Source organism: Tepidibacillus sp. HK-1 (assembly GCF_001748485.2).
GTDB classification, from domain to species: Bacteria; Bacillota; Bacilli; order Tepidibacillales; family Tepidibacillaceae; genus Tepidibacillus_B; species Tepidibacillus_B infernus.
In genome coordinates, this window is sequence record NZ_BDGM02000009.1 from 1 (window position 1) to 21,009 (window position 21,009).

21 protein-coding genes, 1 other RNA gene, 1 pseudogene and 1 riboswitch are annotated in these 21,009 nt (G+C 35.5%); of the genes and pseudogenes, 15 read left to right on the forward strand and 8 right to left on the reverse strand.

What is annotated here, in order from left to right; all coding sequences use genetic code 11:
• Nucleotides 1-205 precede the first annotated feature (205 nt).
• The 7 genes from secG to BEN26_RS06085 all read left to right on the forward strand — a co-directional run bounded on the left by secG (nucleotide 206) and on the right by BEN26_RS06085 (nucleotide 5,906).
• Nucleotides 206-445, forward strand: coding sequence for a preprotein translocase subunit SecG (gene secG / locus BEN26_RS06055; RefSeq protein WP_068726000.1), 240 nt, complete (start codon nucleotides 206-208; stop codon nucleotides 443-445).
• Nucleotides 446-824: 379 nt separating this feature from the next.
• Nucleotides 825-1,571: an alpha/beta hydrolase gene (locus tag BEN26_RS06060; protein WP_069800878.1), complete on the forward strand. Its 747-nt coding sequence runs from the start codon at nucleotides 825-827 to the stop codon at nucleotides 1,569-1,571.
• Nucleotides 1,572-1,614: 43 nt separating this feature from the next.
• The gene (gene rnr / locus BEN26_RS06065) at nucleotides 1,615-3,906 is read left to right on the forward strand and encodes a ribonuclease R (RefSeq protein ID WP_084818894.1); all 2,292 of its coding nucleotides are present in this window, start codon (nucleotides 1,615-1,617) and stop codon (nucleotides 3,904-3,906) included.
• 125 nt (nucleotides 3,907-4,031) lie between these two features.
• Entirely contained in the window at nucleotides 4,032-4,499 is a 468-nt protein-coding gene (gene smpB / locus BEN26_RS06070) for an SsrA-binding protein SmpB (RefSeq protein WP_068725995.1), read from the forward strand.
• 97 nt (nucleotides 4,500-4,596) lie between these two features.
• Nucleotides 4,597-4,959, forward strand: a transfer-messenger RNA (tmRNA) gene (gene ssrA, locus BEN26_RS06075).
• Nucleotides 4,960-5,089: 130 nt separating this feature from the next.
• Complete coding sequence (locus BEN26_RS06080; RefSeq protein ID WP_069800875.1) at nucleotides 5,090-5,323, forward strand: hypothetical protein; 234 nt, start codon at nucleotides 5,090-5,092, stop codon at nucleotides 5,321-5,323.
• Nucleotides 5,313-5,906 (forward strand): DUF6036 family nucleotidyltransferase, encoded by a 594-nt coding sequence (locus BEN26_RS06085; protein WP_069800873.1) that lies wholly within the window; start codon nucleotides 5,313-5,315, stop codon nucleotides 5,904-5,906. Before BEN26_RS06080 ends, BEN26_RS06085 begins: the two co-directional genes overlap by 11 nt.
• A gap of 368 nt (nucleotides 5,907-6,274) precedes the next feature.
• Here BEN26_RS06085 and BEN26_RS06090 read toward each other — a convergent pair whose 3' ends face one another.
• The 3 genes from BEN26_RS06090 to BEN26_RS06100 form a co-directional block, all read right to left on the reverse strand.
• Complete coding sequence (locus BEN26_RS06090) at nucleotides 6,275-6,997, reverse strand: amino acid ABC transporter ATP-binding protein (RefSeq protein WP_069800871.1); 723 nt, start codon at nucleotides 6,995-6,997, stop codon at nucleotides 6,275-6,277.
• A gap of 9 nt (nucleotides 6,998-7,006) precedes the next feature.
• Complete coding sequence (locus BEN26_RS06095) at nucleotides 7,007-7,657, reverse strand: amino acid ABC transporter permease (protein ID WP_069801075.1); 651 nt, start codon at nucleotides 7,655-7,657, stop codon at nucleotides 7,007-7,009.
• An 84-nt stretch (nucleotides 7,658-7,741) separates the two neighbouring features.
• On the reverse strand, nucleotides 7,742-8,512 hold the full coding sequence (locus BEN26_RS06100) for an ABC transporter substrate-binding protein (protein ID WP_069800869.1): 771 nt from the start codon (nucleotides 8,510-8,512) through the stop codon (nucleotides 7,742-7,744).
• 603 nt (nucleotides 8,513-9,115) lie between these two features.
• Between BEN26_RS06100 and BEN26_RS06105 the strand changes: the two genes are divergently transcribed.
• From BEN26_RS06105 to ribH, 6 genes are all read left to right on the forward strand, one after another.
• The gene (locus BEN26_RS06105; RefSeq protein ID WP_069800867.1) at nucleotides 9,116-9,472 is read left to right on the forward strand and encodes a hypothetical protein; all 357 of its coding nucleotides are present in this window, start codon (nucleotides 9,116-9,118) and stop codon (nucleotides 9,470-9,472) included.
• Between the two features lie 17 nt (nucleotides 9,473-9,489).
• Nucleotides 9,490-11,241: a stalk domain-containing protein gene (locus tag BEN26_RS06110; RefSeq protein WP_069800865.1), complete on the forward strand. Its 1,752-nt coding sequence runs from the start codon at nucleotides 9,490-9,492 to the stop codon at nucleotides 11,239-11,241.
• 88 nt (nucleotides 11,242-11,329) lie between these two features.
• Nucleotides 11,330-11,474, forward strand: a riboswitch (FMN riboswitch).
• 232 nt (nucleotides 11,475-11,706) lie between these two features.
• A complete protein-coding gene (ribD, locus tag BEN26_RS06115) occupies nucleotides 11,707-12,819 on the forward strand; it encodes a bifunctional diaminohydroxyphosphoribosylaminopyrimidine deaminase/5-amino-6-(5-phosphoribosylamino)uracil reductase RibD (RefSeq protein ID WP_069800863.1) in 1,113 nt (370 codons plus the stop codon).
• Complete coding sequence (gene ribE, locus BEN26_RS06120) at nucleotides 12,820-13,476, forward strand: riboflavin synthase (RefSeq protein ID WP_069800861.1); 657 nt, start codon at nucleotides 12,820-12,822, stop codon at nucleotides 13,474-13,476.
• A gap of 18 nt (nucleotides 13,477-13,494) precedes the next feature.
• The gene (locus BEN26_RS06125; protein ID WP_069800859.1) at nucleotides 13,495-14,688 is read left to right on the forward strand and encodes a bifunctional 3,4-dihydroxy-2-butanone-4-phosphate synthase/GTP cyclohydrolase II; all 1,194 of its coding nucleotides are present in this window, start codon (nucleotides 13,495-13,497) and stop codon (nucleotides 14,686-14,688) included.
• Nucleotides 14,689-14,702: 14 nt separating this feature from the next.
• Entirely contained in the window at nucleotides 14,703-15,167 is a 465-nt protein-coding gene (ribH, locus tag BEN26_RS06130; RefSeq protein ID WP_069800857.1) for a 6,7-dimethyl-8-ribityllumazine synthase, read from the forward strand.
• Nucleotides 15,168-15,258: 91 nt separating this feature from the next.
• Here ribH and BEN26_RS06135 read toward each other — a convergent pair whose 3' ends face one another.
• Nucleotides 15,259-16,482 (reverse strand): MFS transporter, encoded by a 1,224-nt coding sequence (locus BEN26_RS06135; protein ID WP_069800855.1) that lies wholly within the window; start codon nucleotides 16,480-16,482, stop codon nucleotides 15,259-15,261.
• A gap of 223 nt (nucleotides 16,483-16,705) precedes the next feature.
• Between BEN26_RS06135 and BEN26_RS06140 the strand changes: the two genes are divergently transcribed.
• Nucleotides 16,706-17,242 (forward strand): hypothetical protein, encoded by a 537-nt coding sequence (locus BEN26_RS06140; RefSeq protein ID WP_069800853.1) that lies wholly within the window; start codon nucleotides 16,706-16,708, stop codon nucleotides 17,240-17,242.
• Nucleotides 17,243-17,281: 39 nt separating this feature from the next.
• On the opposite strand, the gene BEN26_RS06145 is transcribed toward BEN26_RS06140, so the two are convergent.
• Nucleotides 17,282-17,419 (reverse strand): hypothetical protein, encoded by a 138-nt coding sequence (locus BEN26_RS06145; RefSeq protein ID WP_181482221.1) that lies wholly within the window; start codon nucleotides 17,417-17,419, stop codon nucleotides 17,282-17,284.
• A 77-nt stretch (nucleotides 17,420-17,496) separates the two neighbouring features.
• On the opposite strand from BEN26_RS06145, the gene BEN26_RS06150 reads away from it, so the two are divergent.
• Nucleotides 17,497-18,033 (forward strand): histidine phosphatase family protein, encoded by a 537-nt coding sequence (locus BEN26_RS06150; RefSeq protein WP_069800851.1) that lies wholly within the window; start codon nucleotides 17,497-17,499, stop codon nucleotides 18,031-18,033.
• 25 nt (nucleotides 18,034-18,058) lie between these two features.
• On the opposite strand, the gene BEN26_RS06155 is transcribed toward BEN26_RS06150, so the two are convergent.
• The 3 genes and pseudogenes from BEN26_RS06155 to nrdD all read right to left on the reverse strand — a co-directional run.
• Nucleotides 18,059-18,214 carry a hypothetical protein gene (locus BEN26_RS06155; RefSeq protein ID WP_181482222.1) on the reverse strand — a complete coding sequence of 52 codons (156 nt, stop codon included), beginning with the start codon at nucleotides 18,212-18,214 and terminating at the stop codon, nucleotides 18,059-18,061.
• 100 nt (nucleotides 18,215-18,314) lie between these two features.
• Complete coding sequence (locus tag BEN26_RS06160; protein ID WP_069800849.1) at nucleotides 18,315-18,983, reverse strand: 4Fe-4S cluster-binding domain-containing protein; 669 nt, start codon at nucleotides 18,981-18,983, stop codon at nucleotides 18,315-18,317.
• Nucleotides 18,984-18,996: 13 nt separating this feature from the next.
• A pseudogene (nrdD, locus tag BEN26_RS06165) lies at nucleotides 18,997-20,778 on the reverse strand (anaerobic ribonucleoside-triphosphate reductase); the annotation flags it as partial.
• Nucleotides 20,779-21,009 lie beyond the last annotated feature (231 nt).

Consider the following 21,009-nt stretch of genomic DNA (forward strand, 5'->3'; position numbering starts at 1 on the left):
GAGAAACAAGCTTTTCAATGACCAATACTTTTTTGAGTTCTGCTTTTGTCAATGTAATCTTCTCCTGTCCCATAGTGACATTTTCTCTGAACAGTTATAACATGACAATATCACAGAACAATAACAAACCTTGGAATTAAAACTTGAACTTTGTCCTGATTTATGTTAAATTACATATGTTAAACTCCTTAAGGAGGTGTTGATCGTGGCCATTTTTTTAAAAATTCTATTAGTCATTGTGTCTTTAGGGTTAATAGGTTCTGTTCTACTTCAGTCTGGTAAAAGTGCTGGATTATCTGGAAGTATTGCTGGTGGAGCTGAACAATTATTTGGTAAACAAAAGGCACGTGGTCTAGATGCGGTACTTGAGAAAGTAACCATTGGGTTAGCTGTAGGCTTTATTATTCTTTCCATTCTTGTTGCGTACATTGTGAAAGTGCAATAGATGATGTGTGAAAATATGAATACACTAAGATAACAGCAGGGTACTCTTGCTGTTTTTTTAATACTAAAGAAAGTAACTTTCTTTTAATTCCAAGTTTCTACATGAATCCTAAATGCTTTATTGAGAAGTTTCGTAAACGCTTAAAGATAGATGGAGATTTATTCCTTGATAAACGTTCCTACTTTGATCATTCAAGGTGAACAGGACGATCTGGTTGACCCCGAAAGAGGCAATACATCTATGAAACCATAAAGTTCCAGGAAAAGATACTTATTTTTTATCGAAATCGAGACATATCGTTTGCTGAGATGAGGAAAAAAAGAATTGGTAATCGAGGAGGCAAGTCAATTTTTACTTGGCGATGAGGAAGGTGGTATTGATGAAAATCACTAAAAAGAGTCCAGAACCTTTTTATTATCAAGGGGATAAAAGGATAGGGCTACTCTTGATACATGGATTTACAGGTTCTCCTGCTGAAATGAGATTATTAGGGGATTTTCTCCAGCAAAAGGGTTATGCTGTATATGCACCGTTATTAGCAGGGCATGGAACTTCTCCGGAAGAGATGGCAAGAACCAATCAAGAGGATTGGTGGAATAGTGTCTTAGAAGCTTATGAGTTTATGAAAAGCGAAGGATATGATCAGATAATTTCGATTGGGTTATCGATGGGAGGTATTTTATCTTTAAAATTAGCGATGGAAAAACCATTACTAGCAGTGATTCCTATGGCAGCACCCATTTTTGTCCATGACAAACGGATGGCTTTTGCTAGGTGGATTAAATACATAAAAGCTTATCAGGTTAAGGGAAAAAAGGTGGATCAGATTGAGGAAAATCTAGCAAGCTATGATCGGACTCCAATAAAATGTGTAGAAAGTCTCCATCGCTTGATAAAAGAAGTCAAACATGATTTACCCCGTGTTCATTGCCCTGTTTTCATTATGCAAGGAAAACGTGATGAAACGGTAATCCCTGAAAGTGCAAATTATATTTATCGACATATAAGCTCATCAACAAAAGAGATCAAATGGTATGAACAATCAACACATATCTTGACTATTGATCAAGAAAGGGAAAAAGTTTTTGAGGATCTTTACTTATTTATATCGCAAATTAGTCAATAATATAGGATACAACAATCTTCCTCAATTATAGGGGTGTTACGTTATGCAAGCGACGAAAGATAATATTTTAGATTTTATGCGAGAAAAACTATATAAACCAATGACGATCAGAGAATTAGAAGAGGTCTTCGCTATTGAAGGTGCTCAAGATTTTAAAGAGTTTGTTAAATTGATGAATGAATTAGAGGAAAATGGTGAAATTGTACGAACAAGGGCAAACACCTATGGTCTTCCTGAAAAAATGAATTTGATCAAAGGGAAGTTACAGAGTCATCCAAAAGGATTTGGTTTTGTCATTCCTGAGGATAAAGGGGAATCAGACGTCTATATTCATCTGAACGATATGCATGGTGCGATGAATGGTGACCATGTCTTGGCAAGGATAAGCCTAAAAACCTCTGGTACTCGTAGGGAAGGTGAAATCGTACGCATTCTAAAACGAGCAAATCGTCAAGTTGTAGGTACCTTTACCGAAGGGGAATATTATGGTTTTGTCATTCCAGATGATAAGCGAATTTACCAAGATATTTTTATTCCAAAAGCCGGTGTGAATGGGGCTGTTGAAGGGCATAAGGTAGTTGTTAGGATCACTAAATATCCTGAAGGAAGAATGAGTCCAGAAGGGGAAGTTATTGAGATTTTGGGCCATAAAAATGATCCAGGTGTCGATATCTTATCGATTATTCGCAAATATGGCTTACCAGAAGCTTTTTCCGATGAAGTGATGCAAGAAGCAGAAAAAGTACCTGATTCGATTTCAGAAGATGAGATCAAGAATAGACGTGATCTTCGAAATAAAAAAATGGTCACGATTGATGGTGAGGATGCAAAAGATTTAGATGATGCTGTCTCTATTGAACGATTAGAGAATGGAAATTATTTATTAGGAGTACATATTGCGGATGTTTCTTATTATGTAAAGGAAGGATCTCATTTAGATCGGGAAGCCTATTTTAGAGGAACAAGCGTCTACTTAGTAGATCGAGTCATCCCTATGTTACCTCATCGGTTATCTAATGGTATCTGTTCCTTAAACCCGCAAGTGGATCGTTTAGCGATGAGTTGTGAAATGGAGATTACTCCCCGCGGGGAAGTTGTGAATCACGATATCTTTACAAGCGTTATACGTACAAATGAGCGAATGACATATACCAATGTAAGAAAAATACTTGAAGAAGAACCGCCAGAATTAATGGAAAGATATAAAGGTCTGATCGATGATTTTAAAATGATGAGGGATTTAGCACTTATTTTGCGTAATAAACGAATGAGTCGGGGTGCGATTGATTTTGATTTTGAGGAATCAAAAATCATCGTTGATGAAGAAGGAAAACCAATTGAGATAAGAAAACGTGAACGCTCGATTGCCGAACAAATTATTGAAGAATTTATGCTAAAAGCGAATGAAACAGTGGCAGAACACTTTTATTGGTTACGAGTACCCTTTTTATATCGTGTCCATGAAGATCCAGATCCAGATAAACTATTTGCTTTTGCGGAGTTTATCACCAATTTTGGTTATGTGGTAAAAGGGTTAAGCAATCAAATTCATCCACGTGCATTACAAACCGTCCTTGAGGAAATTCAAGATACGCCAGAACAAACCATTATAAGTACAGTACTTTTACGTTCGATGAGGCAAGCACGATATGACGCAGAACCATTAGGCCATTTTGGTCTATCTACCGAATTTTATTCCCATTTTACTTCGCCAATTCGTAGATACCCTGATTTACAGATCCATCGAATTATTCGGGAAGTATTAGAACAAGGAGCTCTTTCACCAGAAAGACATGCATACTTGCAAAGTATGATGCCAATTGTTGCTGAACACTCCTCAGAAAGGGAACGAGTAGCGGTTGATGCAGAAAGAGAAACAGATGATTTGAAAAAAGCAGAATTCATGCTTGATAAAATTGGTGAAGAATTTGAAGGAATGATTAGCAGTGTCACCTCATTTGGTATGTTTGTAGAGTTGGAAAATTCTGTTGAAGGTTTAATCCATGTCAGCTATTTAATCGATGACTACTATTATTTTCACGAAAAACAGTTTGCCTTAATTGGTGAGAGAACAGGAAAAATATTCCGAATTGGCGATACGGTAAAGGTTCGTGTATCGAATGTAAATCTAGATGAGCACACAGTTGACTTTGAACTTGTAGATATGAAACCAAAATCCGCCAATAAAATGAAAAGGCCTAAATTAATTGAGAGTGGAAAACGAAACAGCAGAAAACCAAAAGGGAAACGATCTACTGATAAAACTGAAAGTAAAGTGATCGTGGCGAAAAATGATAAAAAGAAAAAGGCAAAAAAGAAAAGAACTCGATCATAACGAAGAATTAGATTTGAATAAATATGAAAAGAAGGGAAACGGACAACGGTTTCCCTTTTGATTTTACATTGTGGTTTTGATATAATATTTTTCTAACGATATTATATGTAAGAGGTGAGCACGAAATGGGGAAAAAGGATGGAAAAGTTGTCGCACAAAACAAAAAGGCAACCCATGATTATTTTATTGAGGATACCTATGAGGCTGGGATCGTGCTTACTGGAACAGAAATTAAATCCATCCGTGCAGGAAAAGCTAATTTAAAGGACAGCTTTGCTCGTATCTCTAATGGGGAAGTTTTTATTCATAATATGCATATTAGTCCTTTTGAACATGGGAATCGGTTTAATCATGAACCGACAAGAACAAGAAAATTACTTCTTCATAAAGAGGAGATTAGAAAATTAATTGGTAAGACTAAAGAACAAGGGTATTCTTTAGTTCCTCTTAAGCTATATTTACGCAATGGGTTTGCCAAATTAGACTTAGCTTTAGCTAAAGGTAAAAAATTGTATGACAAAAGGCATGACATTGCAAAAAGAGATGCTAATCGCGAAATGGCGCGTGCTCTGCGAGAAAAGCAAAAATATTGATGGTAAAAGGTTCAACTTTTAAAAGTATATCAATCATGATATACTATAGTATGTAGTAAGTGGTTGAAGTTAATCATTCACTTCTCACCTCTAATACGGGGGCGTTTTGGATTCGACGGGGATAGTTCGAGCATCAGTAGCGAGTCGAGGGGCAGCGGCCTCGTTAAAACGCGAAAGCCAATAATAACTGGCAAAACTAACAATAACTTCGCATTAGCTGCTTAATTCAGCTTGCGGCTCTACCACTCCATCGCCCATGTGGCGTGACTAGGGCTCAACTTTAGTGGGATACGCGGTTCACCTTCCGTCTGTAGGTGGCCGAAGAGACCAATCAGACTAGCTTATTCGAACGTTTGTTACTTGGCAGTCGGATAAGCGAATCCAAATCAAGTAACTGCACTCGGAGAAGCTGATGTGGCGTTATTTTCGGACAGGGGTTCGATTCCCCTCGCCTCCACCATACATATTAAGAAAAAAAACACCGCATGAGGTGTTTTTTTTCGCTTTTTCAGAATATTCATAGCGAATATTACCGATAATTGGTATATTATTAGTAATAGTTTCGAGTAAGTAATGAGAAGGTGAAGGATATGAGAACGATCAATTTTGATGAATATAATCAGAAAAGAAAATCCTCAAAGATAAACTTTTTGAAAATGCGAGATCAACTAGAAAGAAAACCAAGTTCTACATTTAGAAAACGTGATCCAGAAAAACAACTTCTTTTGTTTAAGATGGCGAAAAAGAGAAAAGATAGACTTTTTAAAAAGATAGGCGAACGCGAGTATGAACTTAGAAAAGAGAGGGGTACAAATGAACAATGACGTATTAAAAAGTAAGATTAAAAATATAGTTCGGTCGGATCATGACAACTTACACAAAAAGGTACAAATTATAGCAATTATTACAAAAGCTCTTGAAGTAAAAGGAATAACTCCTGTTATTGTTGGCGGACAAGCAGTTGAATTTTATACTTCTGGTGGTTATGCGACAATGGATATCGATATGCTTTGTGAGTTATCTATTTCAGAAATTGATTCTGTTTTAAAACCATTAGGTTTCTTCAGAGAGGGTAAATATTGGATAATAGAAGAAAAGGATTTTGAATTGGCCTTAGAAGTCCCATCAGGCCCCTTAGCAGGAAGTTGGGATAAGGTAATAAAGGTTAGAACGAATGAAGGAATGTTTGCTTATTTTATTGGAATTGAAGATATCATTATAGACCGTTTAAATCGATACAAATTCTGGCGAGAATTTTCAGATGAGGAATGGGTTCTTGGAATGATCATCTTAAACTATGAGGAGATTGACTGGGATTATACAAATAAAAGGGCTGAACAAGAAGGAACACTTAATGAATTAAGAGATTTTAAGGCTAAAGCAGAAGAAATATTGAACAAAAAATAGTTTTGTGTTAATACATAGACGGTATCTATCTTTGTGATAGATGCCGTCTTTTTGTTTTCTCTACCTTAAAAAGTGAATACTCTATAATGGACGAATGCGGATGGAGGAGATAAACATAGATGTGAATTATAAAACAATCCAGTGAACGGTACGAGATCAAAACAAATGGCTGTTGTTTCTAATATTGAAAACAGCAGTTTTCTCTTTGCATCATAATTTTATGTACCCATAGATTCATTATAACTTAATTTCTCGATTATGCTGTCCTAGTCTATGGGTCCATTATACTATGTTGGCTTTGCAATTTAATAATGAACTGAGGTTACTTTAATTAAAAGAAGAGAAGGCTTCCCATCTTCTTCTATTATTTAAAAGATTTTGCTTAAAAAGTCTTTTGTTCGTTCTTCATTGGGATTTGTGAATATTTTTTCTGAAGGTCCCTCTTCTATAATCATCCCTTCATCCATTACAACAACCCTATCTGCCATTTCTCTAGCAAAGCCCATCTCATGTGTTACCACAACCATCGTCATCCCATCCTTAGCTAAATCCTTCATGACCTGAAGAACCTCACCAACCAGCTCAGTATCTAAAGCAGAAGTTGGTTCATCAAAAAGCATTGCTTTTGGATGCATAGCTAGAGCCCTTGCTATAGCCACCCTTTGTTTTTGTCCACCGGATAATTGTGTTGGATAAGCTTGTTCCTTATCAGGTAATCCTACTTTATCTAATAAATCCCTGCCAATTGTCATTGCTTCATCTTTTGATATTCCTTTTACATGAATAGGAGCTTCTATAATATTTTCAATAACACTTTTGTGAGGAAACAAGTTAAAATGCTGAAATACCATTCCAACCTTTTGTCTAATTAAATTTAAATTTGTTTTTTCGGGGTCTATTACTTCCTTATCTATTTCGATCTTTCCACTTTGAGGATATTCGAGGAAATTAATACAACGTAAAAGGGTACTTTTACCAGACCCGCTTGCACCTATAAGTACCACTACTTCACTTTCATCAACATTAAGATTAATATCCTTTAGAACGTGTAAAGAACCAAAATATTTATTTAAATTCGAAATTTTAATCATATTATTTAATCATCCTCTCTTGTCAACGTCTAGCTTTGCTTCTAAAATTGAAACAATCCATGAAAAGAATAAGACCATAGCTAAATAAAAGATAGCGACAACTAAATAAGTAGGTAATTGCATAAAGATTCGTGACGCGATGCTTTGTCCAGTTCCCCATAATTCAGTTACACCGATAAAAAATACTAGAGAAGAGTCTTTAAGTCCAATAATAAATTGGTTACCTAAAGGGGGTATTGCCCGTTTAAAAGCTTGCGGGAGTATAATCCTTCTCATTGCTAATAAATATGTCATTCCTAGTGATCTTGAAGCTTCCATCTGACCCCTATCAATAGATTGAATAGAGCCACGAAATATCTCACCTATATATGCACCATTATGAATTCCTAATGCTATTACTCCTGCCCAAAAAGGAGATAAGGTTATAATTTTATAAATACCGAAGTAAAAAAGCGCAATTAATACAATCAGGGGCATACCGCGAATAACAGTTAAATATAGGTTAGCAATAGAATTAAAGATTTTTATATGAGAAATTTTAAGAAAAGCAATAATTAATCCAATGATTACTCCAAAAACTAAGGATGTTGCTGTAAGTTGAATGGTTATACCTAGTGCTTTAATTAATAAAGAAAGATTTTCATTTAGGATAGTATACATATTTGTAAAAAGTGTCATGGATGTAATTCACCTCCATAATATTTGAAAAGCGCACAGTAACATACTGTGCGCTTAAAAAAGTATTTACTCGCCTAAAATACTGCGCCCAAACCACTTTGTGCTTATTTTTTCATATGTTCCATCATTAATCATGTCATCTAACGCTTTATTTATTTTATTTAATAGCTCTGTATTCCCTTTGTTAACAGGTATCGCCATTTCATCAAGCCATAAAGGTTCTCCAATGTCCTTAATATTTAAAGTACCTTCCTTCATCACTCGGAATCCAACCATCTGATCTGTAATTACTGCATCTATACGTCCTGATGCAAGATCCTGTAATGCGGTTAAGTCACTATCATACTCTTGAACTATATCAGTAAGTTTCTTTGCTTCTGCTCCAAATGTGCTATTTTTAACTACACCAATTGCTTTACCTTTTACATCATCAACACTTTTAATTTCTGCGTTATCCCCATCAACGAAAATTTGGGCTCCTGAACGATAATATGGACGTGAAAAGTCTGCTTGTTTCTTTCTATCCTCTGTTATAGCCATACTTCCTATAATTGCATCATACTTACCAGATGTTAATCCCATAAGTATTGTTTCCCATGGATTTGTAACAGGCTCAGCTTTCATTCCCATTCTTTTCGCTATTTCCTTACCAATTTCAACATCAAATCCTACAAGTTTACCATCCTTATCTTTAAAGTTAAATGGCTTGTATAAGCCACTCATTGCGAAGCTGAATGTTTCATCTTCATTTGCTTGATCTTGAGATGTGGTGCCGCTACATCCGGTAAAAGCAAATATTAATGTTAAACTTAAAAGTACCAATATGATTTTTTTCATCTTCAAAAATTTCTCCCTTCTATTTTTGTATATAATAGAAAAACCTGAACACTCCAAGTCTTCCTTTACGGAAGAGATTAGAGTATTCAGGTTTCGCCAAACGACTCACCTTAAACCACGATATGTAGTCTACTTTTGATCCATTTGAACCAATAGGAATCCCAGTCTCTTTTATAACACATTTTTCAGATTAGATTTCAGCTGAAGCTTTAAAACTTATGTCATTGGTTGCTAACGAAAATCTACAATAAATAATAGATTCGTTGAATTTGCATACTTTCGCTCACAACCACTGCCTACCGACTAATCTTACTTCATGTCCAAAAGTAATTATAACATTTTAAAAAGATGCAAATAAATACTATATATAGCGAAATTCAATTTATTTATTAAATATATATATAATAAGTGCTACTGTCAAGAATTTTGTGTAATCGAGCTTTTTGCGTTGTGCCTTTTTCCTGTTTGGATTAATGCAGCTGAAAAAATCGTTTATTTAACGATTGAGTAGTTTTAAGCTTCTTCCTTTTGTAAGTCTAACATTCTTAGGTTCGTATAAAAGAACAAGTCATATCACATCCTAATAAAGCGGAGGTGTTGGTTTTGAAAGAAAATCAGGAAGTGTTAAATATAGACCAGCAAAATTTAGCTGAAGCATGGCAAAGAACGTTACCTCAATTATTACACTATGGAGATTCAGTTGAGGTTAAACCAATAAAAGGACGATCAAATGCCTTGATGATCCATATCAATGTAAAAGGGCGAACAGGGTACGACTTTGATTTTATGTGTACCTATAAGGATCCACGAGAAGTAGATGTGGACGTGATCAATGTGGGGACAACGGGTCTTATTGATGATCAGCATAAAAATGTAGCTAAAGAACTTATTCATGATTATACTCGACATATTCATGAATGTGCTCAGGCTGTACAATCTATGACGCACCAACCAAATTAGGTGGCAATCCATTAAGTTTGCTTACTCATTACGAATATATTTCAAGAGACCAAACTGGTAAATCAGCCTATGGACAAGTTCCAGCTTCTATTAGTTTAAGTACGATTGATCAGAATAGAACAACAGGTGAATTAGAGGTTGTTGATTTGAAAAAAGTAGATTTTTCAAAAGTAGATGGATTGTGGATACCATGTAATGGTTCTGTAACACCTTGGAATACTCACCTAAGTAGTGAAGAATACGATGCAGATGCACGTGCTTATGAAGCAGACCAAAATAAAACCTTTGTTAGTTCTTTTACAAAAAATTATTTTCAAGACGAAAATAAAGTAGGTAATCCTTATGCATATGGATATATTCCTGAAGTAGTGGTACGCCCTGATAAATCTACAACAGTTGTAAAACATTACAGCATGGGAAGATTTTCTCATGAGTTAGGTAAAGTTGCTCCAGATGGAAAAACCGTATTCTTTGGTGATGATGGTACAAATACTATGTTGTTTATGTATGTAGCGGACAATGCTCAGGATCTATCTGCTGGTACCTTGTATGCTGCAAAATGGATCCAAACAAGTGATCAAAATGGTGGGGTTGCTAATCTAAAATGGATTAAATTAGGTCATGCAACAGATGAAGAAATTAAATCATACATTGATAAAGGAATAAAGTTTAGTGATATTTTCGAAACCGCTGATCAAGATACAGAAGGGTTTAGTAAGATTAAAACGTACCCAAGCGGAAATGTAGAATGGTTAAAAGTAAAACCAGGAATGGAAAAAGCTGCAGCATTTCTAGAGTCCCGCCGTTATGGTGCGATGTTAGGAGCAACTTCCGAATTTAATAAGATGGAAGGAGTTGCTGTTAATGTTAAGGATAACAAAGTGTATATTGCTATTTCCTATTTAGAAAAAGGTATGTTAAAGGATGAAAATGGATTAGATCCACAAGATGATATTCAATTACCAAAATTAAAAGCTGGTGCCACTTATGAACTTGCTTTGAAAGCTGGACAAAAGGACAGTGAGAATAATCACATTGATAGCAGTTATGTTCCAGCAACAATGAAAGGTTTAATCATAGGTGAAGATTTGCTAGTCCCAGATGAAAAGGGAAACACTGCTGTCGTTGATAAGGTAGCAAATCCAGATAACTTATCCTTCTCTGAAGAATTAAGAACTTTATTCATTGGCGAAGATAGTGGACTTCATACTAACAACTTTGTATGGGCTTATAATGTTGATACGAAAAAGTTATCCAGAATTCTAACTTTACCTGTCGGTGCAGAAGGAACTCGTTTGCAAGCTGTTGATAATTTAAACGGATTTAGTTATATCATGAGCAATTTACAACATCCTGGCGAAGAACTTGAAGAAAAGCAAATGTCTGATTCTTTGAAAGCTGAAGTCGACAAATATATTAACGAGAATTTTGAAAATAAAAATGCAGGAATTGTAGGTTATATTAGTGGATTACCATCTCTATCCAAGGTGGTTGCAGATAGAAATAAAGAGGTTTCAAAGGTAACCGATAAAGAGAATGTTTTTGTTCCGGTTCGTCAAGTTTTTGAAGATTTAGGCGCAACTGTACAATGGAACGGAAAGACAAAAATGGTAACCATCAAAAAAGGAGAGAATACTATTTCATTTAAACTTGGTGAAAATACAGTCACCATAAATGGACAAAAGAAAACATTATCTGAAAATACAAAGCTTGTTGATAATAAAACTATGGTACCAAATGAATTGATGGAATGGTTTAAAGGCCTTTAATTAAAAGTAAATATACCATAACTACCTAAACAAAATTACATTTGCAGATTTATTAGAAAAGGTATAAGATAGAATCAAATAAGTTAAATAAATCCTTCGGGGTCGGGTGAAATTCCCAACCGGCGGTAATCAGGGATAACCTGTAGTCCGCGACCCAATACGTTTTTTGATGTGTTGGCTGATTCGGTGAGATTCCGAAACCGACAGTAAAGTCTGGATGGGAGAAGGATATGATAAGGTGAATTCTATCCATAGATGTGTAAATTCAGAAAATGCCGCTTTGTCTTTTTTTGAATTGCATTTTTTCTTGTTTTTATGGCTATATTCTATCCATTTGAAAATTCACATTATCTATCTTACTTAACATAAGACCCTGAAGCATGATGCTTTGGGGTCTTTTTTTCTAAATTTATGGGACCTACAAAAGTAATCGGAGTATGCATTTTAAAGGAAAAGGAGATAAACATGAACGATCGGGATTATATGAAAATAGCCCTTGATTTGGCAAAGGGAACCAAAGGGCAAACCTCCCCCAATCCAGTTGTAGGAGCGGTGATTGTTAATCAGGGTCGTATCGTTGGAATGGGAGCACATTTAAAAGCAGGCCAACCTCATGCAGAAGTTCATGCATTAAATATGGCAGGTTCACTTGCTAAAAATAGCACACTTTATGTAACACTTGAACCTTGTAGTCATTTTGGTCGAACTCCTCCATGTGCAGAACGAATCGTTGCTGAACAAGTCAAAAGAGTAGTTGTGGCCACCTTAGACCCGAATCCGTTAGTTTCAGGGATGGGTATTGATTTATTAGAAAAGGCTGGTATAGAAGTTACTGTAGGAGTCTTAGAACAAGAAGCAAAACAGCTTAATGAAAGCTTTAACAAATATATTACAACCCGTATGCCATTTGTTACCGTAAAAACCGCGATGACCCTTGATGGGAAAATCGCTACTTATACGGGAAGTAGTAAATGGATCACAGGGGAAAAGTCGAGAGCATATGTTCATCAACTAAGACATGAACATGATGCGATTATGGTTGGGATTGGGACGATTTTAAAAGACAATCCTTCCTTAACGGTACGAACTGAAGTAGAAGGACTTAACCCTATTCGAATTGTGGTCGATTCAAAATTGAGAATTCCATTAGATGCAAAGGTAGTAATAGATGGAAAAGCACCTACATGGATTTTCACAACGAATCAGGTATCAGAGCAGAAAATAAATGAGTTAACAAAAATGGGTATCCAAGTCATCGTAACAAAAGGGGAAGAAAGTGTTCTATTGCAAGAAGTGCTTCAATATTTAGGTAAAAATCATGTAACATCCGTATTTGTTGAAGGGGGATCAACCTTAACGGGTAGTTTGTTTGACCATGGATTGATAGATAAATATATAGGATTTATTGCTCCAAAATTAGTAGGAGGGTTTCAATCCCTAACCAGTATTGGTGGGGAAGGAAAAACAATGATGACTCAAGCCGTTCCCTTAACCAACATTTCTATCCAACAGTTTGAAGATGACTTTTGCATCACGGGGTATCCTATCTTTTCATCAAGCGAAGGGGGGGAAGGTTAATTGTTTACCGGATTGATTGAAGAAGTAGGAAGGATTAAAAACATAACTCGTTCGGGGGATGCCATGGTACTCACGATTGAAGCAAAAGAAATTTTAGAGGAGGTGTCAATTGGGGATAGTATCGCTGTAAACGGAATTTGTTTAACGGTGACCTCTTACCAATCTTTTTCCTTCACTGTCGATGTCATGCCTGAAACCATTCATCGTACGAATCTGAAGGATTTAAAGACAGGTAGTTTAGTAAATCTAGAAAGGGCAATGACACCCAATCGAAGGTTTGGTGGACATTTTGTTGCAGGACATATCGATGGAGTAGCCACCTTGCATGAAAAAAAGCCAGTAGATAATGCGATTTATTTTACTTTTCATGCGAATCCCTCTTTAACAAAATACATGGTTCCCAAAGGATCGATCGCAATTGATGGGATTAGTTTAACGCTTGTTGATGTAGAGAAAAACCAATTTTCAGTTTCGATCATTCCTCATACCCTTCAACAAACCAATTTGGTATCAAAACAGATCGGGCAAACCGTAAATATTGAGGTGGATATGATTGGGAAATTTGTAGAGAAATACGTGACCAATCTGTTGGAACAGCGATCAAATGAGAAAACTAATTTAACTGAAGATTTTTTAAAAGAGAATGGATTTGCTTAAAAAGTAGGGGGGCTTAAAATGTTTGCTACTATTGAAGAAGCAATAGAAGAGTTACAACAAGGAAAAGTGATTATTGTTGTAGATGATGAAGATCGTGAGAACGAAGGAGATTTTATCGCATTGGCAGAAAAGGCAACTCCAGAAATAATCAATTTTATGATTAGGCATGGTAGAGGCTTGGTTTGTGTACCGATTACAAAAGAAAGAGCAAATGAATTAAATTTATCACCTATGGTAGAGAATAATACGGATCCCCATGGTACTGCATTTACTGTATCTATTGATTATAAAGAAAGTACAACAGGTATCTCTGCATATGAACGTTCACAAACGATACAAGCATTATTAAATTCTAAAACAAGGTCAGAGGACTTCCGAAGACCTGGTCACGTTTTCCCGTTGATTGCACGTGAAGGCGGTGTGTTAAGACGTGCAGGCCATACCGAGGCTGCTGTTGATCTAGCAAAATTGGCTGGCGTTTATCCTGCTGGAGTGATCTGTGAAGTTATCAAGGAAGATGGAACGATGGCAAGAGTACCAGATTTACAGCAAGTTGCAAAAGATCATGAACTAAAAATGATTACGATTGCTGATTTGATTAAATATCGCAAAGAAAAAGAAACATTGGTTCAACGTGAAGTAGAAGTCAATTTGCCAACCGAATATGGAACTTTTAAAGTGATTGCTTACACTAATAAGGTGGATGATAAGGAACATCTAGCCTTAGTGAAGGGCGAGATCAATCAGGATACACCGACACTCGTTCGTGTACATTCCGAATGTTTAACAGGGGATATTTTTGGGTCATTTCGCTGTGATTGTGGTCCACAGCTTCATGCTGCATTAAGACAAATTGAAGAAGCTGGCCAAGGTGTTCTACTGTATATGCGACAAGAAGGAAGAGGGATTGGACTAATCAATAAGTTACGAGCTTATCAGTTGCAAGACCAAGGTTTTGACACGGTTGAAGCCAATCATAAGTTAGGTTTTCCTGCTGATTTAAGAGACTATGGCATTGGAGCACAAATTTTAAAAGATTTAGGAGTAGGAAAGATACGCTTATTAACCAATAACCCAAGAAAAATAAAAGGGTTAGAAGGTCATAGCTTAGAAGTCGTGGAACGTGTTCCCTTACTGATTAAGCCCAATAAAGATAATCTTCGTTATTTACAAACGAAAAAAAGCAAATTAGGCCATTTATTACATGTTTAAGAGGAGGAATTCAAATGGGAAAAGTATATGAAGGTCATTTAGTAGGAACAGGATTAAAAATGGGAATTGTGGTTTCGCGTTTTAATGAATTTATAACTAGTAAATTATTAAATGGAGCTAAAGATGCACTCATTCGTCACGGAGTGGAAGAGAAACAGATTGAAGTGCTTTGGGTACCTGGAGCTTTTGAGATTCCACTCGCTGCGAAGAAAATGGCTAATTCTAAAAAGTATGATGCAGTCATTACATTAGGAGCAGTGATTCGTGGGGCCACACCTCATTTTGAATATGTCTCTTCTGAGGTTGCAAAAGGAACGGCAGCGATTAGTTTGCAAGCAGATGTTCCAGTAATCTTTGGTGTGTTAACAACTGATTCGATTGAACAAGCGATTGAAAGGGCAGGAACGAAGGCTGGGAATAAAGGTTGGGAAGCTGCGATTTCTGCAATTGAAATGGCAAATGTGTTAAAGCAAATCTAATACCTATAAGAACAGATCGAAGCACAGAGAGTGAAAATGGCTACTACCATAACGAATTTGGTAGTAGCCATCCATATTTTTATCATATTTTTTAATTTGTAGTTTCAGGCTTCGTTTCCTTGCCAACAAACCATAAAACGATGATTCCTACCATAATCGTGATTGTGAAAATAAGGAAGATACTTTGATAACTCATTTCTTCACCTATCAATACACCTACAAGTAAGGGAGCAATAATACTACCGATTCTACCAAATCCAGCGGCTGCACCAGAACCAGATCCGCGAATAACTCCAGGGTAATTTTCAGGCGTATAGGCATAAAGTCCACCCCAAGCCCCTAAATTAAAGAAAGATAATAAGGAACCCCATATTAGTAATGAAGTGGTTTCTGAACTTGAACCAAAGAACCATGCACTTAGTGCTGTGCCTAATAAGAAAATCATCAGTACTGGTTTTCTTCCCCATTTTTCAATCAAATAAGCAGCTGTAAAGTATCCGGGAACTTGTGCAAGAGTCATCATCAACACATACTCAAAAGAACGAATCATATCAAAGCCTTTATCAACAAGGACAGAAGGTAACCATAAAAACATGCCATAATAGGAAAAGGCGATGACAAACCATAAAGTCCATAAAGTAACCGTTTCTTTGCTATATTGGGTAAATAAGAGTTTGATATTTTTGTTTTTTAATTGTTTCTTATTCTGTTGCGCTAAAAAGACAGGTGACTCAGGTACCTGTTTACGGATTAAAGCAGCATATATAGCGGGTAGACCACCAATGATTAATGCAGCTCGCCAACCTAAATTTGGATTAGGAATAACGTAATAAGCAAGGATAGCGGCTAAGATCCAGCCAATGGCCCAAAAGCTTTCTAGCAGAACAACTGCCCTTCCTCTACTATGTTCTGGAGCATGTTCACTCACTAAAGTAGAGGCAACAGGTAATTCGGCACCAATTCCTAAACCAATAAGAAAACGGAATATTAACATAACAACAAAAGTAGTCGCTAATGCACTAGTGGCTGTCGCAATACCAAATAATAATAGAGTATATAGAAAAATGGGTTTTCTTCCTATGCGGTCAGCAAGTATTCCACCTAACGTAGCACCTATAGCCATACCGATTAAATTAATCGTACCAAGCCAGCCTGATAATGATGGAGTTAGACCCCATTCTTTAGATAAAGCCACCATAATAAAAGATAATAGCCCCACATCCATCGCATCAAACGCCCAGCCAATCCCAGCAACACCAATCAATCTTTTGTATTCTTGATTTGATTCAGTCGCTTCAAATGCAGATGTACTCATTTAATCCCCCTCATTTCTATTGCTATATGTATATTTATGTGTCTTTACACATGATATTACATGATGATGAGGATATTGTCTAGTATTAAGTTGGTTTTTTTTCAATTTTTTTATTTTTCTTCATATTCTTTAGAAGCAGATTAAGTGTTATCTAACACCAAAAACAATATAAATAGTGTTAAAATAGTATTAAAAACAATAGTTTGTTGATGTAGGAGGATTTATGAAAAAAGGAATGAACTATGGGTTATTTATGATGACAACAATGGGACTAAGCCATATTCCTAATCAATCTATTGTGCTCCTTTCTTATGGAATTGGTTTTATTTGGAGTCTAACTATGGTATGGAGCAATTTGTCTAAAGTGAGATGGGATTGGTTTTTTTCAAGTACATTAACTTGGCATTTAATCGGTCTTGGCTATTATTTATTTACACGTGATATTTTTTCTGTTGTAGATTATACTGGTCAAGTAGTATCTTTTTCTTTTGCAATCAATTCTGTCTTTTCACTATTTACAAACTTGCCATTTACTTCAATGTTTGATCGTAGTTATCAGGAAAGGTATGTTCCTGTAAAAGAAGTGTTATTACATAGGCAAGCAACTATGTTTTGGAGTGTTATCATTTTTTGTAATGGAACCTTCACACTATTTCTTCAAAGATTATTGCATCATAATGTATCACTCTTATCGATGGTGATTGTTGTGATTGGTATCTTTGTGATTAAAAAATGGCTAAACTTTCGCCTTCAAAATTAATTTTTTATCTTATAGGGACTTCACTAAAGAAGGATTCGACTACGTTTTTGAGAAATCCTCAGAATAAGCAATCAGGACAACGTGATCACCTAACACATGATTTATTTTTTCTTCAAGTTGGGTGATCTCTTTTAATAGTTCGGGATGGTTTTTTAAATTAGTAAAATGGTAATTCATTAATATCCCTCCTTAGAACTAGTATGGTGGGAATTTCTAGAATTATACTTATGAATGAATTGGAATAGAGGGAATGTATGTTAAAAGTAATCTTAATGCGGCATGGAGAATCGGAATGGAATGTGTTTAACCGAATTCAGGGAATTCAGCAAGTTTCTTTAACCGATAAAGGGAAAAAACAGATTGAAAAAGCATGCTTCGATTTACTTTCGAACAGAAATATACAAGTTACCAAAATTATAACCAGCCCATTACATAGAGCAAAAGAATCGGCAAGTATTTGTCAACGTATATTAAACCTTCCACTGGTTGAGCTTGATTATTTTCGGGAACGTTCATTTGGTGAATTAGAAGGGAAAATATTACAGGAGATTCGATTACAATATAAAATCAGGGATATTGAAGAACTGGAAGACAACCGATTTAGTATCGAACCGGTCCAGAGTTTACTTGATCGAATCCATACAGGGCTCAAAGAATTAAAAGTAACTTACCCAAATGAAAACCTTTTGATTATCACCCATGGAAGTGTCATCAAATGGATCTTTGAAAAATACCAAGCTGAGAATATAGGTATTATTCCTAATGGGGAATATCGATGTATCAAGATATAATTATATTTACATGTTCGTTCCACATTTACTTGTTCTCTTCTTCAAAGGGATTATTCTCTATGGAATTGTATGCTATAAGTACATGCTTGCCCTCAAGTACTTTATTTAGTTTTTGCTCAAGTTCAGTAATATTTTGAATGAATTCAAGATTTCTTTGTAAATCAGCAATTTTATATTTCATTGTTATCACCTCCATCCAATAGTATGCACTTAACAATTATCAAAGATTCCCTAATAAAAAGGATACCCGTTTATTTTAGGTATCCAATGGCTTGAGCTTTCTAGATTTTGGAATGAGAGATGTCTAGAAACTCATTAATTCTATATTCCACTTGAGTATGATAATTTTGATTGAGTGTTTTAATGTAATACTCAATTTCTTCAAAAAATTCATCGCTTAAAATAGGATATTTTACTGTTCTGATTTGGCTATAGGGGCTATTTTGTTGAATGACGATTTCAATAGATGTGAGTAGTTTTTCTAAAAAATGTTGAGTTGGTTCAATACCCATAATGGCTTGAAAAATCTCTTTGTCTTCATTGATATCTAATAAATGATAGGGCAATTTCATATCAATATGAAAACCATCAACTAGTTTTTGATTGATTAATGTCCTCATTTTATCTGGGAAAGTACCGTTGGTATTGATAATAATCAATCCATGAAATATACTTCGGATTCTATTTAAGAAGTTGATTATGGGTTCAATCTTTTCTAATAAAAATTCTCCACCACTGAAAATAATTGCATCAAAAAAATAGCCGTTCAACTGAATTTGCTGGATCATGTCTTCTTCTGTAAAAAATTCTTCATGTTTTTTTGCTACGATTTCATCATAATTATGACAACCAAAACAGTGCATGTTACAACCAACGAGGGAATGGATAAGTAGAGAATGGTGGCTTGGTAGATCAACAAATGTTCTCATCACTTGTTTATAAAACTTCATACGCCATCCCTCTTTAAAATACCTCTGTTAAAATATCCTCGTGGTGTAATTCCTTTAAATGTTCAGATTTTATACGTTTTCGTGTATTCCAATCAAATCGTCTAGCTTTACTCCAAAAATTTTGTTCACCATTATAAAAACCCTCTTGATCTACTTTTATCTTCTTTCGAGCGATCATGCGAACATATCCAATCACTCGACTAAATGTGGCGATATCATCACTACCACAAACCGGGCATAATTCAATGTTTTTCCCATCTTCGGCCAATAATTGCTGACCACAAGTCATGCAACTTGTGATGGTGGGTGTTAAAGTAATATAATTGATCGGCTTTTGAAATAACTTGTCGATATAATCTGCTAATAGATTAGGCTCAACTTTTGTTTCTAGAAAATGATGAAGAATACTTCCTGAGGTAGCATAAGCTTGAAATTCTGCAGCATTCTCTATCTGGGCTGAAAAGTCTTCTTCACTATAGGGAAGCATACAACCAGAAGTTAAATAAACATCTTCCCCTTTTCCTTGAACAAAAATTTCTCGGTTATGTTTTTTTGCCCATTTCATATCATGGCGAGCCAGTTTGATTCCGGCATTTTCAGCAGGAGCATATTCTATTCCGCAAGCAACTTGGTCACGAACGATGAATTCATTTATGTCTTCAGTCATATATTGCATGATTTCATGGGCAAGTTTTCTTCCTTGTTCATCTTTGATTCCATCTTTAAAACCAATATTGATCAATCCTTCGTGCATACCAGTGATGGCAAATACATTAAAATAATTTTTAAGGTCTTTATTAAATGCAAAGAAAGTGGGATATAATTCTTTATTTGCTTCAATCCATTTTCTTTTCGCTTGATGACCTTTTTGCATGATTTCTAGGTATTCGCGCATTTTTTGTTTTAATAAATCTTTGTCATGGCCAAATTCCATTAGAAGGCGATTGGCGTTTAAATTAAGTACTTGCACGGCACCAGTTGATCCCGTGGAACTTCCAAAAATACCACTCCCCACTTTAGAGAGCAAGCTTAAATCGATCTGTAAACGACAGCATAAACTTCTGCTGGCTTCTGGATCCCGGGCCTTTATGAAAGGATTTAATTTTTTATAATAATCATTATCAAAGGGGAATGTACGAAAATTTTCAAAATAAACGCCGCCCCAATTATACATTTTGTCTAACAAATATAAGAATAAATCATTATCAAAGTTAAAATGATCATCAATCGGAACAGTGATTAAAGGAAAGGTAAAAGGAATGCCATTTCCTGTTCCTTCAGCCATCACATCGATAATCGCTTGATTAATACGATCAAAATATTCAGAGGGAATTTCTTTATATTTCATATTTCTTGCTTCTCCACCAATGACTATGTATTCATCTTTGATTTCTTCGGAAGGTTTGCCAAATTCCATCGTTATATTGGAAAAGGCAGATTGGGAACCGCTTCGAAGAGGCATATTCATTTCCCAAATTAAGCTTTGGAATAATTGTTTTAAATCGTTTTGGGAATACTTCTTTTGTGTTTCTGTTTCTTCAAAATATAAATACGATGCAGCCACAGTTGTCATTTGCGACAGCATAACCGCTCCAGAAACTTGTTGAGACATTAAAACAACCACATTACTAAAATGACGTAAAAGCGTATCTAGTCTCTTCGTTGGTTTAGAAGACAACATATTTTTGGCAAGGGTAGGGATTCCAAAAGTGGCGATATCTCTACACCCAACACTAACACAATAAGGACTTAGTTGTTTATCATGGATGTAGACTATTCCTTGATCATATAAATCTTTTAATTCTTTGAATCAATTTCATAATTACTTCTTTTAGAAATACAAAGACCTGCAGAATTTTAAAGATTATTTTTTAAAAACCCAATGTTGATAAATGTGTTAGTCGTCAAAACCGCTCGCTTTCCGCGGACGAACCATTGAGCCTCCTCGCTTGTTCCTCACTCGGGGGTCTCAATTGGCCCGTTTTTCCGCAGGAATCTCGCTAATTTGACTCCTTTTATTTTTATA